This is a genomic window from Nocardia higoensis NBRC 100133, from assembly GCF_000308595.1.
Taxonomy (GTDB): domain Bacteria; phylum Actinomycetota; class Actinomycetes; order Mycobacteriales; family Mycobacteriaceae; genus Nocardia; species Nocardia higoensis.
Genome location: NZ_BAGA01000082.1, coordinates 1 through 15,090 on the forward strand (window position 1 = coordinate 1; position 15,090 = coordinate 15,090).

The following is a 15,090-nucleotide window of genomic DNA, read 5'->3' on the forward strand; positions in this document are numbered from 1 at the left end:
GTGATACGAGGATCATCCGAAACGACCGACCTGGCGCAACCACACAGATCAGACGCCCGGAGGGATGCCGCCGATGAACAGCTTGCGGACAGGGGTGTTGGACCCGGCACTACACCTGCAATTCGGGCCGCCGTTCTTCTTGCAGGCCACCAGACAGGTCGCCGCCGCAGGCGGAGCGGATTCGATCTGGCTGCCCGATCACCTCAACAGCGCGTTTCCCTCATCGATATGGAACCCGCGGTATTGCGGTGTGGCCAGACTGGGGCCACGGGCCGACGCGATCTACGAACCGTGGACCGCCCTCGGCCATATCGCCGCCAAGAACCGGCGCACCCGACTACGTCTTGGCGTCGGAGTCACCGACGCCGGACGACGCAATCCGGCCGTGACGGCTCAGGCCGCCGCGACCTTGCATCTGCTCAGCCGTGGGCGGGCCATCCTCGGAATCGGCACCGGAGAGCGGGAAGGCAATCAGCCGTACGGGGTCGACTGGACACGGCCGGTGGCACGATTCGAGGAGGCCTTGGCAACGATCCGAGCCCTGTGGGACTCGGACGGCGAACTGGTGACCAGGGACTCGCAGTACTTCCCGCTTCGCGACGCGGTGTTCGGCCTCCCGCCGTACAAGGGGTCCCGACCGGCGATCTGGGTAGCGGCCCACGGCCCTCGCATGCTGCGCGCCACGGGCACCTACGCGGACGGTTGGCTCCCGTTTTCTCCGCAAAGCCCCGCACAGTACGGAGAAAAACTCGCCATGGTGAGATCGGCGGCCTCCGATGCCGGACGCGATCCCTCGTCCATCACTCCGGCGGCACTCTTCTTCGTTCTGACCGCGAGCAGTCGCACACAGGTCGACGAGTTGACCGGCTCGACAGCCGCCAAAGCGTTCACACTCGGTAGCCCCGCCGACGTGTGGGCGCAGCACGGCGTCGAGCATCCGATGGGACCCACGTTCTCCGGCATCCAAGATCTCTTGCCGCAAACCCTCGACGAGGCAACCGTTCTCAGCTATGTGGAGCGCGTTCCGGAGTCATTGGTCCGCACCTCGTGTCTGGCCGGGACTCCCTCGGAGATTCTCGCGCAACTGGACGAATGGCGGGACCACGGCCTCCGATACGTCGTCCTCGCCAACTTGAGCCCTGTCCATCCCCGGCTTCGAACCGGCTTCGGTTCGACTCGACCACTCGTCCGGCTGTTGCGCGGTATTCGCCGACTCTGACCGACTCGGCCGGCACTCTGCCGCCCTCGCTCGTCGCCCAGCACTCGGACATCGACGAGGAGACGTCGGCGAGCTTCCCGCGCGGCACGCGGGGATCGCGCCGCGCGATGACGCTCCCTGAGAGGCCTACTCCGACGACGGGGCGAGCCGGTCGTGGTGCTGGACGAACTCCAGCACCCGGCCCGCGACCGTCTCGGGGATCTGATTCAGAAGGCCGTGCCCCACATCGGGATAGACCACGGTCTCCGCCTGCGGGAGGTGCTCGGCCAGGCGTCGCACCGCGACCGCGGGATCGGCGACGACCGTCTCGGCGCCGAAGATCACCAGGACCGGAGCGGTGATCGAGCGGATCTCCTCGTCGGTCAGCAGGCGCGCCCAGCCGATCTTCATCCGGTACGACAACGCCTCCCTGGCGTAGGCGAGTTCGCGATCGTCGAGCGTCACGCCCGGCGTCAGCCACTCGCCGATCCGGCGCATGTTCGCATCCGACTTGCCGCGCATTCCGAAAGCCAGCATCTTCAGCAGCACCCGCGCCGAGGGCTTCACGAACACGCCACCGGGCTCGACCAGCGTCACGCTGTCCAGCCTGCTCGCGTCGTGCAGCGCGACCGCACTCGCGTGCCACGCGCCGTGCGAATAGCCGACCACATGGACACGCTCGACGCCCAGCCCGTCGAGCACCTCGTGCAGCCAGACCGCGAAGTCCGCCTCGCGCCGCAACGGCGCGGTCTGCACACTGCGCCCGGCGGTCCCGATCATGTCCGGCGCGTAGACGACACGGTCACCGCCGAACTGCTCGGCGACATCGCGCCAGTACAGACCGCTGCCGCCGATCGGGTGCAGCAACACGATCGGCGTCCGCGGGCCGCTCCCCCACCGGTGCACGTGCGTCGGCCCGAACGAGGTCGGGATGTCGACCGCCTCGATCGGCACCGACCACGTCGCCTTCAGGGCCTCATAGGCGCGCAGATATCGCTCCCGCGCCGCGTCGTTCCTGAACCGCCCGATACCGCCCACGTGTCGGCCTCCCCTCCGTTGCTGGTATCAACGTACCATCTAAATGGCAAGTCCGCACCAACAAAGCGGCCACCCCGCTCACGAACCCGCGCTGGACGCCGCCGGCCACAACAATGTCTGCTGAACGGGCGATGTACGCCTCTCGCTGCGCGGGGTCGTAGCCGCCGTACTCCGCGCCGCCATCGGCTCCGCCCGGCGACGAGCGACGATGCGGGACAGACCCGACGTCGGCCCCACGACCATTGCCCACCTGGGGATTCGCGCTGCGACGGTCACACACTCGAGCCGTGCCGGGACCGGCTGTGGGGGCCCATTAGGGTGGAGCGCATGTCCGACCTGCGTGCCAGCTACCTGACCGACGGGGCCGAGATCTATCGGCGCTCGTTCGCGACCATTCGCGCCGAAGCCGATCTGAGCAGTTTCCCCGCGGATGTCGCGCAGGTGGCGGTGCGAATGATCCACGGCTGCGGGCAGGTCGACCTGGCCGGCGACATCGCCTTCTCCCCCGGCGTGGTCGCGGCGGCGCGGGCGGCCCTGCGCGCGGGCGCGCCGATCCTGTGCGACGCGAACATGGTGGCCTCCGGCGTGACCCGCAAGCGCCTGCCCGCCGACAACGAGGTCATCTGCCTGCTGCGCGACCCGCGCGTACCGGAGCTGGCCGCCTCGATCGGCAACACCCGCTCGGCCGCCGCGCTGGAACTGTGGCGTGACCGGCTCGAGGGCGCGGTCGTGGCCATCGGCAATGCCCCCACCGCGCTGTTCCACCTGCTGGACATGCTCGACGCGGGCGCGCCCCGGCCCGCGGCGGTGCTGGGCATCCCGGTCGGTTTCGTGGGTGCGGCCGAATCCAAGCAGGCGCTGATCGAGCACGGCGGCGTCGAATACCTGACCGTGCGAGGCAGGCGCGGCGGCAGCGCCATCACCGCCTCGGCACTGAATGCGATTGCGAGCGAGCAGGAATGAGCAACGAAGCGGTGGCCGCGGGCAAGCTGTGGGGCGTCGGGCTGGGTCCCGGCGATCCCGAACTGGTGACGGTCAAGGCGGCACGGATCATCGCCGAAGCCGATGTGATCGCCTTCCACAGCGCGCGGCACGGGCGCAGCATCTCCCGCGCGATCGCCGCGCCGTACATGCGGCCCGGCCAGCTCGAGGAGCACCTGGTCTACCCGGTGACCACCGAGACGACCGATCACCCCGGCGGCTACCAGGGCGCGATCGACGAGTTCTACGCCGAAGCCGCCGAGCGCCTGGCCGTCCACCTGGCGGCGGGCCGTTCGGTCGCCCTGCTCGCCGCGGGCGACCCGCTGTTCTACAGCTCCTACATGCACATGCACCGCCGCTTGGCCGACCGGTTCGAGGCCGAGATCATCCCGGGCATCACCTCGGTCAGCGCGGCATCCGCGGCGCTGGGCACCCCGCTGGTGGAGGGCGAGCAGGTGCTCACCGTGCTGCCCGGCACCATGCCCACCGAGGAACTCACCCGCCGCCTGCGCGACACCGACGCCGCGGCCATCATGAAACTCGGCCGCACCTATCCCGGGGTGCGCAAAGCCCTCGCCGATTCCGGCCGCCTCGACGACGCCTACTACATCGAGCGCGCCAGCAGCGCCCGCGAGCGTGTGCTCACCGCGACCGAGGTCGACGACGCCGACGTACCGTACTTCTCCATCACCCTGGTGCCAGGGCCCCGCCCGATCACGCCGTTGCCCCGCACGCGATCCGCACGCACGGGACAGCCCGGCCCGGACGCCGACCAGACCGCGGGGGCCGGAGCCACCGGGCCGTCAGCGACTACGCCCGGCGTCGGCACAGCCGAGCACGCCGCCGTGAGCGCACAGCGAAGCACAGACGCAGGCGCCGGCGCCGGCGCGGATCACATCGCCGCCCAGACCTCAGCCGCACAGACCTCGGTCACACAGGCCGCGACCGCGCGGCTCCGCACAGCGCAGACCAGCGCCCAGGCCGGCGCCGCGCAGGTCAGCGCCGCACAGGCCGGTTCCGCTCGAGCCGTCGAGCCACAGACCGACAACACGGAGTACGCGCAGCCGGAACCGGCGACGGTGACCGGCGAAGTGGTCGTGGTCGGCTTGGGCCCGGGCAACCCGGACTGGACCACGCCCGAGGTGCGCGAAGCCCTGGCCGCCGCAACGGATCTCGTCGGCTACACGACCTACATCGACCGAGTGCCCGTGCGTCCGGGCCAGCGCAGGCACGCCAGTGACAATCGGGTCGAGTCCGAGCGCGCGGCGATGGCGTTGGACCTCGCGCTGCGCGGGGCGAAGGTCGCGGTGGTGTCCTCGGGCGATCCCGGGGTCTTCGCGATGGCCGCCGCGGTACTGGAGGAATCGGCCGATCCGCGGTGGCGGGCGGTGCCGGTGCGGGTGCTGCCCGGCCTGACCGCCGCGAACGCGGTCGCCAGCCGGGTCGGCGCGCCGCTCGGCCACGACTACGCCATGATCTCGCTGTCGGACCGGCTCAAGCCGTGGGAGGTCGTGGCGCGCAGGCTGTCGGCGGTCGCGGCGGCGGATATGGCGATCGCGATCTACAACCCGGCGTCCTCGCAGCGCACCTGGCAGGTCGGCGCGATGCGCGATCTGCTGCTCGAGCATCGGGCGCCGGACACCCCCGTGGTGCTCGGCCGCGACGTCGGCGGCCCGACCGAAAGCGTGCACGTGGTGCGGCTGGCCGATCTGGACCCCGCCGAGGTCGACATGCGCACGCTGTTGATCATCGGAGCCACCACCACCGCTGTCGTCGAATCCGATCACGGCACCCGCGTCTACACCTCGCGCCGGTACAGCACCGCCGCGGCCCCTTCCGCGATCCGGTAACATTCCACTATGGAATGTCTGATCCGGATCGAAGGGAGTGAGCCGTGCCCGAAACCGCGACCACGCGCAAGACGCTGAACTCGACGGCGGCCTCACTGCTCGGCTTCCTGCACGAGGGGCCGATGTCGGGCTGGGACCTGGTCACCCTCGCCCAGGACCGGATCGGCGATTTCTGGACCGTCACCCAGAGCCAGGTCTACCGCGAGCTGACCACCATGGCCGCCAACGGGTTGGTCGAGAAAGGCGAGGCGGGCGCCCGCGACCGCACGCCCTACCACCTCACCGACGCGGGCCGGGAAGCCTTCCTGGAGTGGGTGGTGCGCGATCCGGGCCCGGAGACCATTCGCGTCCCGCTGCTGTTGAGCATGCATTTCGGTGAGTACATCGGCGCGGAACGGCTGGCCGACCTCATCGCCGCCAACCGCGAGATCCACCAGGCCCGCCTGGATCGCTATCTCGCCGAGGACGGCAGGGACATGCCCGCACATCAGCGGGCCACGCTCGAATTCGGGCTCGGCTACGAGCGCGCGGTCCTGGCCTGGTTCGACCGGCTCCCGGAGATTCTGGGCCACTGAGCCCGAACTCGGCTCAGGCGTTCCGCCGCCCGGCGAGGCGTGCGGACCGGGGCACGAATGAACCTGCGTCGCCGGTCCGGCGCGGCGGATCAGTGGTCACGGGGAACGAGGCTTCGACCCCGAATGGCAGGCAGACCAGTACGGCGGCGGCCGCTGCAGCATCGATGTCGACGGTTCGAGGCGTTCGGCACGAACTCGTCAGGCCGATATATCGGGCGTCGTCAACCACGCCCACGCCGCATCGACCGTCCCGACCACCGCTGTCGCGGGAGACGGTGGCGGCCGGTCGATCATGACGACCGGGATCCGCAGCTCCCGGGCCGCCTCGAGCTTCGCCTCCGTCTGGTCGCCGCCGCTGTTCTTGGTCACCAGGACGTCGATGTGATGACGCGACAGCAGGGCGATCTCCTCGGCGACGGTGAACGGGCCGCGCGCGAGCAGCAATTCGTGGCGCGGCGGCATCTCGGCCGTGGGCGGATCGATGGCGCGGATCAGGAACCACGGCTCGGTGAGACCGGCGAACGCGCCGACACCCTGGCGGCCGATGGTCAGAAAGACTCGGGAGTGGCCGGCGCCGACGGTTCGAGCGGCGGCGGCGAGATCGGGCACCGCGATCCAGTGGTCGCCGGGGCCCGCGGACCAGGCCGGGCGCAGCAGGCGTAGCAGCGGCACCCCGGCGGCCGCGGCCGCACGCGAGGCGTTCGCGCCGATCGTGGCCGCGAACGGGTGGGTGGCGTCCACGACGCGGTCGATCGCATTGTCCGACAACCATCTCCGCAGTCCGTCGGCGCCGCCGAAACCGCCGATCCGGACTTCCCCCTCGGGCAGCCGAGGGTCGCGCACGCGCCCGGCGAGCGAGGAGACGATGTCGAATCCTTGCTCGCCGGAGGCGATTCGGGCCAGCTCCCGGGCTTCGCCGGTGCCGCCCAGTATCAGGGCTCTCAGTTGCCGCTGAAGTAGGCGATGCCGGAGTCCACCAGCGCGGGACCGCCCGCGACCAGCAGACCGATCACGGCGCCGATGGCCGCGCCCGGGATCACACCGACGACGAAACCGAACAGGCCGATCAGGCCGCCGATGACGGCGCCGACGGCCGCGCCGAGCGAGGCTCGCTGCAGTTCGGCGAAGAACCACTGCTGGGCACTGATGTCCTGCACCGCGATGGCATCGGCCCGCGGGGTCAGGGTGAGCTTCGTGCCGGACTCGTCGACGGCGGCGGCGATCTGCACCTCGGCGCCGTCGGTGGCCTGACGCGCGGTCAGCGGGATCCGGGTGACTTCCTCACCGGCGTCGTTCTTCAGCGTCACCGCGCCACCGTCGGCGTCCAGGGTGAACGCGCCACCGGTGACGGTGGTGACGATGGAGCGGCCCGCGTCGGCGATGACCGCGGAGTAGTCGACACCCTTTTCAGCGCCCTCGGCCGCCAGCGGCGTCTCCTCGGTCGCGGCGGGCGGGACGGCCGGATCGGCATAGCTGGTGCCGGTGGCGACGCCCATCGCGGCGATGGCCATCAGCGCGGTGGCCGCGAATTTCCTGTACTTCATGGGACTCCCAGAGTTCGACTTTTCCGATAACGATCGGATCACGCGCTAGACCCTACCGCCGATTCGCTTATGTTTCATGGCGGTTGCGTCATCGGGATTTCGTCCATATCCATTGCGCCACAGGCAGGTGCGGACGCCATGCCGTGAATCCGCCCAGCGGTTCGGCGCGATAGATCTGGAATTTGCGCAACAGCCCGCCGTATTCGGCCGCCGAGCGAACTAGCAGCGCTTCGGTCTCCGCCGTCACGGCATTGGCGACCAGCCGGCCGCCCGGACGCAGCCGATCCAGACAGGAATCGAGCAATCCGTCCTGCGTGAGGCCCCCACCCACGAAAATCGCATCGGGGGTTCCCTCGGCATCCGCGGCGAGTTCGGCGCCGGCTTCTCCGCGCACGACCACCTGCGGTACGCCGAGCGCCCGCGCATTCGCCGCTATCACGGCCCGCCTGCGTTCCAGTCGCTCGAAACCGATCGCCCGGCAGGACGGGTGGGTGCGGCACCATTCGATGGCGATGCTGCCCGAACCCCCGCCGATATCCCACAGCAGTTCGCCGGGCGCGGGTGCGAGCGCCGACAATGTCAGTGCGCGGACCTCCGCCTTGGTGAGCTGCCCGTCGCCACCGAAACTCTCGTCCGGCAGACCGGGCACACGGGTGCGGTGCGCGGCATCGGGACCACCCACGGTTTCGATGGCGACGATGTTCAACGGGTCGATGGTCCGCGGGTCGATGCCGCGCGAGTCGGGACCGTCCGCCGAGGTGCCGTCAGGGTCGACGCTCGGAAGGGTGGTGCCGATCGGTGCCGCCGGTGAGCGGTCCGCGCTACGCGGGCCGGTGCTGCGCCGCGCGGGACCGACGGCCTCGCCGCCTGAACCATCCGCACGATGCCGGCCCGCGGCATGCCGCACCGCGCGGGGTCGGTCGGCGCCCGGCTGCGCATCACCTCGTCGCGCAAGCGCCGCGCCCATGTCACGACCCATCGCCTGGCCGGACGCGCCGGAAGCGAGCGGATCCGCGACGGCGCCGGCCAGCTGGGCGGCAGTGGCCGTGCCGATCCGCTCGGCGGGGCCGCCCAGTTGTTCGAGCAGCGTGAGGCGTGAGTCACCGAAGCCGTTGTCGCACAACAGTTGTGCCAGCGCGACAGGTGTCGTCTCGTCGGCGCTGAGCACGAGGAGGCGGCGGCCGTCGGTCAGCTCGGGCAGCACCCCGGCCAGTGGCCGCCCGACCGCACTGACCACCGGGATGTCGGACAGCGCCCAGCCGAGGCGGGCACAGGCCAGCGAGGCCGAGGACGGTTGCGGCAGGACTCGCAGGGCAGCCGGGCCGAACAGGCGCGCCAGCGTCACGCCGATGCCGTAGAACATCGGGTCGCCGCTGGCCAGCACGCACACCCGTCGGCCCGACTGCGCGAGCAGCAGTGCGCGCAGCGCGGGAAGCAACGGCGAGGGCCAGGTCCGGCGCTCGGCGCGCACGGCGGCGGGCAGCAGCTCGAGTTGCCGGGACGAGCCGAACACCACGTCGGACTCCTCGATCGCCGCACACGCGACCGCACCGAGCCCACGCCAACCGTCCGCGCCGATGCCGACGACGGCGATCGCCGGACCCGGCCAGGGCTCCGCGCCGGCCTCGCCCGCTCGCCCGCCGGTCACCGCCCCGCCGGCCGCCTTCCGGCTCTCGCCCCCACCGTCGGCGTTCGCGCCGGCGCCGCGCCGCCCGGTCATGCTCGGCCCGCTCCCGCTCGACTCGCCGTTGCGCCCGCCGCCTCTGCCCGATCCGGTGGCACCGAGCCCGACAGCACCACTCACCGCGGCATCCGGCGCCAGACGAACCGGGGCAGCAGGCGCATGGCGAAGAACAGCGGCTGCAGCGCCCACGGCACCCAGATCACTTCCGAGCGGCGGCGCAGTCCGCGCACGACCGCGTCGGCGACCTGGTCGGGGGTGCTCGACAGCGGGGCGGGGTCCATGCCCTCGGTCATCCGCCCGATGACGAACCCGGGGCGCACCAGCAGCAGGCGCACGCCGCTGCCGTGCAAGGCGTCGGCGAGGCCGCTGGCGAATCCGTCCAAGCCTGCCTTGGCCGAGCCGTAGACATAGTTCGCCCGCCGGACGCGCACGCCCGCCACCGAACCGAACACGACGATGCGGCCGCTGCCCTGGGCACGCAGGAGATCGGCGACCGTGGTCAGCACGCTGAGCTGTGCGACGTAGTCGGTGTGCACGACCGCGATCGCGTGGGCCGGATCGTGCTCGGCACGGGCCTGGTCGCCGAGGATGCCGAAGGCGAGCACCACCACGCCGAGCGGGCCGTGTTCGGCGGCGATCTCCTCCAGCAGAGCCGGATGGCTCGCGGTGTCGTCGGCGTCGAATTCGACGGTGTGCACGGCGGTCGCGCCGGCCTCCAGCACGGCGGCGGACTCGGCGGCGAGTTGCCCGCTGCGCCGGGCCGCCAGGATCACTGTTCGTCCCGGGGCCAGCCGTTGCGCGACCCGCACACCCATCTCACTGCGTCCGCCGAGCAGCAGTACCGCGCCCGCGTCGATCTCTCCCGATCCCATGCGGCCTAGTCTGTCATCCCGGCGCGGCGGCCAGGTGCGGGCGTCACGCGGCCGGGCGGACACGATCGGCTACCGTCGACGGATGCCGACCAGCACCGCGCAGTTGACTCCCGCCGCCATCGAATTCACCACCGAACGGCACCTGGCCACCCTGACCACGCTGCGCGCCGACGGCACCCCGCACGTCGTCGCCGTGGGGTTCACCTGGGACGCCGAGGCCGGGATCGCCCGCATCATCACCAACGACGGTTCGGTGAAGGTGCGCAATGTGCGTCGCGCCGGGTATGCGGCGGTGAGCCAGGTGGATGGGCCACGCTGGCTCACGCTGGAAGGCCCGGCCACCGTGCTCGACGATCCGGACAGCGTCGCCGAGGCGGTCCGCCGCTACGCCGGCCGCTACCGTCAGCCCAGGGAGAACCCGACCCGCGTGGTGATCGCCATCCAGGTCGGCAAGGTGCTCTCCTCGAGCACCCTGCGCTGAGTCCGCTCGGCACGGCATGCCGCATTCCTCGATGACTTCCAGCACCGACTTGCCGTCCGGCACCGAGAGCACCCGCCGCGAGCGCAAGAGCTGAACTTCGAAGCCACCACTTGCCGGCTTCGGGTCCGTCGTCGCCGCCTCGGGACGGTGCCGTTCTCGACGATTCAGCACTTTCCGCAAGCGTCTGGGCTCGAACATGGGGAGCGACTCAACCGGCTGGTTGGGCGATAGGGCACCCGATCGCGGTGGTGGCGGTGTCGTTGTGGTGGTTGTAGCGCGTAGCGGTCACGCCTTTCCTCGCGGAATTGTGCCGGGTGTACCAGACCACCAGCCGCCAGAAGAAGTCGCCCTTCTCGAGTCGGCGGGCAGCGCGGCGTTCGGCGCCGGGAAGCCGGTGGCCTATCCTCCCGACGGTGACGTTGGCGGCCGAGAACCAACCGGTGACGGTATCCCACGGCTGGATGCGAATTTCCCGGAATCGGGTGTTCCGCACGAGGGCTCGCACAGCTGGTTCACCACTGAAGTAGGCGATCATGCCCATGGCCGGTGCAACCGCCGCCGCCTTCATCCGCGATCGCAGACCGTGCTCACCGATGTTCTCGGCGGCGGTCGCGGCCATCGACGCAGTCCACTCCGACGGCCCACCGATGGTGCTGAATTGGTAGCGCAGGCCGGCCAACGCGTCGTCGATGTTTCTCGGGACCAATTCTTCGGCCGCGCCGAAGATATAGCCGATGTATGCCCAGTACATCGTCACGTCGGTGAGTTCATCCCGCGTGTGGGTACGTCCGTGAGCGTGGTCGAACAGCAACGGGAACAATCCGAACGACAACGAAGCGCCCATGATCGAGGTGTTCGAAATGGGGTTGCCGTGGTGGGCGAAATGCTCGTCACCCCATGAGCGCCGCAGTCCGGCCCGGACTTGGGCGTGCATGAGACGGACGCGGATCGTGTCGTGGAATCGTGGCGAGTTGCGTTGCACCGCATCGGGTTCGGCCATGGCGGCGAACCACAGGTTTGTTTCCAGGTTCCGCGTCGCGAAGTCACGCACGTAACGGCCGGTTGCTCCGACCGCGCTGGAGACCTCCTCCCCGACGAACGTGGCCATGAAATCCAGCACAGCCATGCACAGCTTCCCCGAGAAGGACGACTGCGTCCAGAGCTGCCTGCCCCGCTCCCACTGGTCCGGATCATGCCATTCAGGCGGGTTGTCCAGCCTGCGAAACAGCTCCGACAACGCGGGCGGGGCATCCTCGACGCTGTCGATGCCATGGGCGAGAGCCTGGTCCAACATCGCGCGACCGCGCTTCGTGCCCGTCTCACGGAATGCCTCGACAACGGCGTCCATGATCTCGTCGCCCTGCCAGAAGTGATCGGCGAACAGACGATTGAGTTCGGTGTCGGCGGGCTGCTCAGCCACGTCCAACCACGGTGAGAGGACCAGTTCGCAGGGGCGTTTCCATAGATCAGCGGAGGCGTCGGCGCGTGGGGGTGCCGGGCGCAACTGCTTGCCCTGTGCGTAATAGAAATCGAACGGATGGTCGGTCATTTCTCGCGGCTGCTCGGTCTCTGGCACAGTCACACTCCTTCGAGACTCATGAGACGACATACGTCGAATGAGTCTCACTGTAACCCGGTGCCACGCCGATGGAAGCCGGTTCAGGTTCCATCTCCGCGACCACTCCGTGCAGGGGCTCGGTGTCGTGGTGACGGTATGCGACGGTGAGCCCGCCGGTCTGCTGGATGCCTGGACCCGGCCCTCTCGGCGATCCCTGCCGGGGCCGCGTCTCGTCGGCGCAGTGTCCTGTCTCGTCGGCCGCTGAGTCCTACAGAACCGTGAGACCGTGCGGCCGGTTGTTCACCGACTCGCAGCCGTCCTCGGTGACGATGACGATGTCCTCGATGCGCGCGCCCCACGAGCCGCGGAAGTAGATACCGGGCTCGATACTGAACGCCATGCCGGGGCGCAGGGCGAGCGTATTGCCCGAGACGATGTAGGGCTCCTCGTGCACGGACAGACCGATGCCGTGCCCGGTGCGGTGCACGAACGCGTCGCCGACACCGGCCTCGGTCAGCAACTCGCGGGCGGCCGCGTCCACGGATTCGGCTGTGACGCCGGGCCGGACCGCGGCGACGGCGGCGGCCTGGGCCCGCTCCAGTTCGGCCACCCGCCCGGCGATCTCGGGCGACGGCTCGCCCATGGAGTAGGTGCGGGTGCAGTCGGAGAAGTAGCCGGGTTCCACGGGGCCCCCGATGTCGATGACCACCACGTCACCGCGCTCGATGCGCCGGTCGGAGACCGAGTGGTGCGGGTCGGCGCCGTGCGGGCCGCTGCCCACGATGACGAACTCGGCCCCGAGGTGGCCTTCCTCGATCAACGCCGCCGCGATGTCCGCGCCGACCTCGGCTTCGGTGCGTCCCACCTGGAGGAATTCGCCCATCCGGGCATGCACACGGTCGATGGCCGCGCCCGCGCGGCGCAGCGCTTCGATCTCGGCCTCGTCCTTGATCATCCGCAGTTCCCGCAGTACCGGCGTCGCCGAGGTGGGCAGGCCGGTGAACGCGGCTGCCAGCGGAATGAGGTGCAGCGCGGGCATGGCGTCGGCGACGGCCACCCGTGAGCCGGCGTGCAGGCTGGACTTCACGATCTGGTACGGATCGACCCCGTCGACCCAGTCCACGATGCGCAGGCCCAGCTCACCGGCGGCGGAATCGGCCAGGCCGGGCAGTTCCAGCTTCGGCACGACGACCGTCGGTGTCGCGCCGTCGGAGGTGATGACCAGGCAGGTCAGTCGTTCGAAGGACTGGGCAGCCGACCCGATGAGGTAGCGCAGATCCGGTCCCGGGGTGATGAGCAGTGCGTCGAGGCTGGCCGTGCGCATCGCGGCTACCGCGCGCTCGAGCCGGTCTCCGTAGACATCCGCTGCGAACCTGGCGTGCGTGTGCGAACTCATACCAGACGACCCTACCCGCCGGGCGGGTCTGCGCCGAGCGATGCGCGGCGCAGCGGAGCCGGGTCGTCGGTGGCGGGAGGTAGCCTCTGGCGGGTGACCTCTGCTGCGACTCCCGGTGGCCCGCTGCTGTTGCTGGACGGTGCCAGTCTCTGGTTCCGCGCCTTCCACGCCATCCCCGACAAGCTCACCGCCGAGGACGGCCGCTCGGTGAACGCGGTGCGCGGCTTCACCGACATGGTGGCCTCGCTGATCACCCGGTTCGGCCCGAGCAGGCTGGTGGTCGCCCTCGACCTGGACTGGCGGCCCCGGTTCCGGGTGGAGTTGGTGCCGTCCTACAAGGCGCACCGGGTGGCCGTGGCAGGCCCGCCCGATACCGAGGAGGTTCCCGACCGGCTGACCCCGCAGGTCGAGATGATCCTCGAGGTGCTGGCGGCGGCGGGCATCGCCACCGGGGGCGCGGCCGGACTGGAAGCCGACGATGTGCTGGGCACGCTCGCGCACCGCGAGCGCGACGACGAGGTGGTGGTCGTCAGCGGCGATCGTGATCTGCTGCAACTGGTTCGTGACGAGCCCGCGCCGCCGGTTCGGGTGTTCTACGCCGGTCGCGGCCTGGCCAAGGCCGAACTGTTCGGCCCCGCCGAGGTCGCCGCCAAATATCATGTGCCGCAAGAGAATGCGGGACCGGCATACGCGGATCTCGCGACCTTGCGCGGCGACGCCTCCGACGGCCTGCCCGGGGTGGCGGGTATCGGCGAGAAGTCCGCTGCCACCTTGATCTCCCGTTTCGGCTCCCTGGAAGCGCTGCGCGCGGCGGTCGCCGATCCCGACGCCGACCTCGCACCCGCCGCGCGCGCGAAACTGACTGCGGCAGCGGACTATCTGGACGCGGCGGCGCCGGTGGTGCGGGTGGTGCGCGACGCGGAGATCGACCTGTCCCGGCCCGACATCCTGCCCGGCGAACCGGCCGACCTCGACCGCCTCGTGACACTGGGCACGGCCTACAACGCCGAGAGCCCGGTCCGGCGGCTCGTCAAAGCCCTGGCGGCGCCGCGCGTCTGACCTGCGTCGAGACCACACGAGCCCGCGCGAGATGTCGCGCGGGCTCGTTTCCCCCACCCCTGTCGTGCCCGGCGACCGTCACCGATCGCCGGGCGGGAAGTCACTAGCTGGGGCGGCCGACCTCGTAGGTGCCGTCCTCCTTGGTGACCTTGATGTTGACCTTCTTGTTCTCGCCGTTGACCTTCAGGGTGCACTGGAAGGTGGAGTCGATCTCCACCTTCTGACCCGAGGGGCAGGAGACATCGGCGACGTCGGTGATGCCGTAGGAATCCTTCAGCACCGTCGAGACGCCGTTCTGTACCGCGGTCTGGTCCAGCTTGTCGGTGGCGGTGAGCAGCAGCACCAGCGTGACGATGCCGCCGAGGACCAGCACGCCGACCACGGCGAGGCCGATGATGAGACCGGTCTTGCCGCCGCCGGAGCGCGGCGGCTGCTGGCCCGGAGCCTGCCCCCACTGCTGCTGCGGCGCCTGGCCGGGCGTCGGGCCCCAGGCCTGCTGCGGCTGCTGGCCGGGCGTCTGCCCCCACTGCTGTTGCGGCTGCGGCTGACCGGGCGTCTGGCCCCACGGCTGCTGCGGTTGCCCGCCGGTCTGGCCCCACTGCGGCTGCCCCGGAGTCTGCCCCCACTGCGCCTGGGGCTGATTCGGGTCGGCCCACTGCTGGGTCGGCTGGGCCGGAGGCGGAGTCTGCCCACCCCATTGCTGGGTCGGGCCCGCGCCGCCGGGCGGCTGCGCGCCGGTCCACACCTGGGTGGGATCGTTGCGTCCCTCCCCCGCTTCGTTCGGTCCAAACGGGCCGCTCATTGGTTGCCTCCACTCGCATCGTTACTCACACGGTAGCCCCCCGACGGCGTCT

The 15,090-nt window shown here is 70.4% G+C and carries 14 protein-coding genes; 6 read left to right on the forward strand and 8 right to left on the reverse strand.

Annotation, left to right across the window (positions count from 1 at the left end):
- Positions 1-73 precede the first annotated feature (73 nt).
- Positions 74-1,219 carry an LLM class flavin-dependent oxidoreductase gene (locus ON26_RS15120; protein WP_040796812.1) on the forward strand — a complete coding sequence of 382 codons (1,146 nt, stop codon included), beginning with the start codon at positions 74-76 and terminating at the stop codon, positions 1,217-1,219.
- A 126-nt stretch (positions 1,220-1,345) separates the two neighbouring features.
- Here the strand turns inward: ON26_RS15120 and ON26_RS15125 are convergent, their stop codons facing one another.
- Positions 1,346-2,236, reverse strand: coding sequence for an alpha/beta fold hydrolase (locus ON26_RS15125; RefSeq protein ID WP_040796787.1), 891 nt, complete (start codon positions 2,234-2,236; stop codon positions 1,346-1,348).
- Positions 2,237-2,563: 327 nt separating this feature from the next.
- Here ON26_RS15125 and ON26_RS15130 point away from each other — a divergent pair, with 327 nt between their 5' ends.
- The 3 genes from ON26_RS15130 to ON26_RS15140 are packed head-to-tail and all read left to right on the forward strand — an operon-like array spanning position 2,564 to position 5,642.
- Entirely contained in the window at positions 2,564-3,199 is a 636-nt protein-coding gene (locus tag ON26_RS15130; protein ID WP_040796788.1) for a precorrin-8X methylmutase, read from the forward strand.
- Positions 3,196-5,067, forward strand: a complete 1,872-nt coding sequence (locus ON26_RS15135) for a precorrin-2 C(20)-methyltransferase (RefSeq protein WP_040796789.1) — start codon at positions 3,196-3,198, stop codon at positions 5,065-5,067. Before ON26_RS15130 ends, ON26_RS15135 begins: the two co-directional genes overlap by 4 nt.
- Before the next feature lie 44 nt (positions 5,068-5,111).
- Positions 5,112-5,642, forward strand: a complete 531-nt coding sequence (locus ON26_RS15140) for a PadR family transcriptional regulator (RefSeq protein WP_040796790.1) — start codon at positions 5,112-5,114, stop codon at positions 5,640-5,642.
- 198 nt (positions 5,643-5,840) lie between these two features.
- Here the strand turns inward: ON26_RS15140 and ON26_RS15145 are convergent, their stop codons facing one another.
- The 4 genes from ON26_RS15145 to dprE2 all read right to left on the reverse strand — a co-directional run bounded on the left by ON26_RS15145 (position 5,841) and on the right by dprE2 (position 9,742).
- Complete coding sequence (locus ON26_RS15145; RefSeq protein ID WP_040796813.1) at positions 5,841-6,587, reverse strand: cobalt-precorrin-6A reductase; 747 nt, start codon at positions 6,585-6,587, stop codon at positions 5,841-5,843.
- Complete coding sequence (locus tag ON26_RS15150; RefSeq protein WP_040796791.1) at positions 6,584-7,186, reverse strand: DUF8020 domain-containing protein; 603 nt, start codon at positions 7,184-7,186, stop codon at positions 6,584-6,586. The genes ON26_RS15145 and ON26_RS15150 overlap by 4 nt, the downstream gene beginning before the upstream one ends.
- An 88-nt stretch (positions 7,187-7,274) precedes the next feature.
- Positions 7,275-8,906, reverse strand: a complete 1,632-nt coding sequence (cbiE, locus tag ON26_RS15155; RefSeq protein WP_083884104.1) for a precorrin-6y C5,15-methyltransferase (decarboxylating) subunit CbiE — start codon at positions 8,904-8,906, stop codon at positions 7,275-7,277.
- Positions 8,907-8,986: 80 nt separating this feature from the next.
- The gene (dprE2, locus tag ON26_RS15160; RefSeq protein ID WP_040796792.1) at positions 8,987-9,742 is read right to left on the reverse strand and encodes a decaprenylphospho-beta-D-erythro-pentofuranosid-2-ulose 2-reductase; all 756 of its coding nucleotides are present in this window, start codon (positions 9,740-9,742) and stop codon (positions 8,987-8,989) included.
- Between the two features lie 82 nt (positions 9,743-9,824).
- Between dprE2 and ON26_RS15165 the strand changes: the two genes are divergently transcribed.
- Positions 9,825-10,223 carry a PPOX class F420-dependent oxidoreductase gene (locus ON26_RS15165; protein WP_040796793.1) on the forward strand — a complete coding sequence of 133 codons (399 nt, stop codon included), beginning with the start codon at positions 9,825-9,827 and terminating at the stop codon, positions 10,221-10,223.
- 208 nt (positions 10,224-10,431) lie between these two features.
- On the opposite strand, the gene ON26_RS15170 is transcribed toward ON26_RS15165, so the two are convergent.
- The gene (locus ON26_RS15170; protein ID WP_040796815.1) at positions 10,432-11,799 is read right to left on the reverse strand and encodes an oxygenase MpaB family protein; all 1,368 of its coding nucleotides are present in this window, start codon (positions 11,797-11,799) and stop codon (positions 10,432-10,434) included.
- Between the two features lie 250 nt (positions 11,800-12,049).
- On the reverse strand, positions 12,050-13,177 hold the full coding sequence (locus ON26_RS15175; protein WP_040796794.1) for a M24 family metallopeptidase: 1,128 nt from the start codon (positions 13,175-13,177) through the stop codon (positions 12,050-12,052).
- Positions 13,178-13,270: 93 nt separating this feature from the next.
- On the opposite strand from ON26_RS15175, the gene ON26_RS15180 reads away from it, so the two are divergent.
- Entirely contained in the window at positions 13,271-14,236 is a 966-nt protein-coding gene (locus tag ON26_RS15180; protein ID WP_040796795.1) for a 5'-3' exonuclease, read from the forward strand.
- 103 nt (positions 14,237-14,339) lie between these two features.
- Here ON26_RS15180 and ON26_RS15185 read toward each other — a convergent pair whose 3' ends face one another.
- Complete coding sequence (locus ON26_RS15185; RefSeq protein ID WP_040796796.1) at positions 14,340-15,038, reverse strand: DUF4333 domain-containing protein; 699 nt, start codon at positions 15,036-15,038, stop codon at positions 14,340-14,342.
- Between the last annotated feature and the right edge of the window lie 52 nt (positions 15,039-15,090).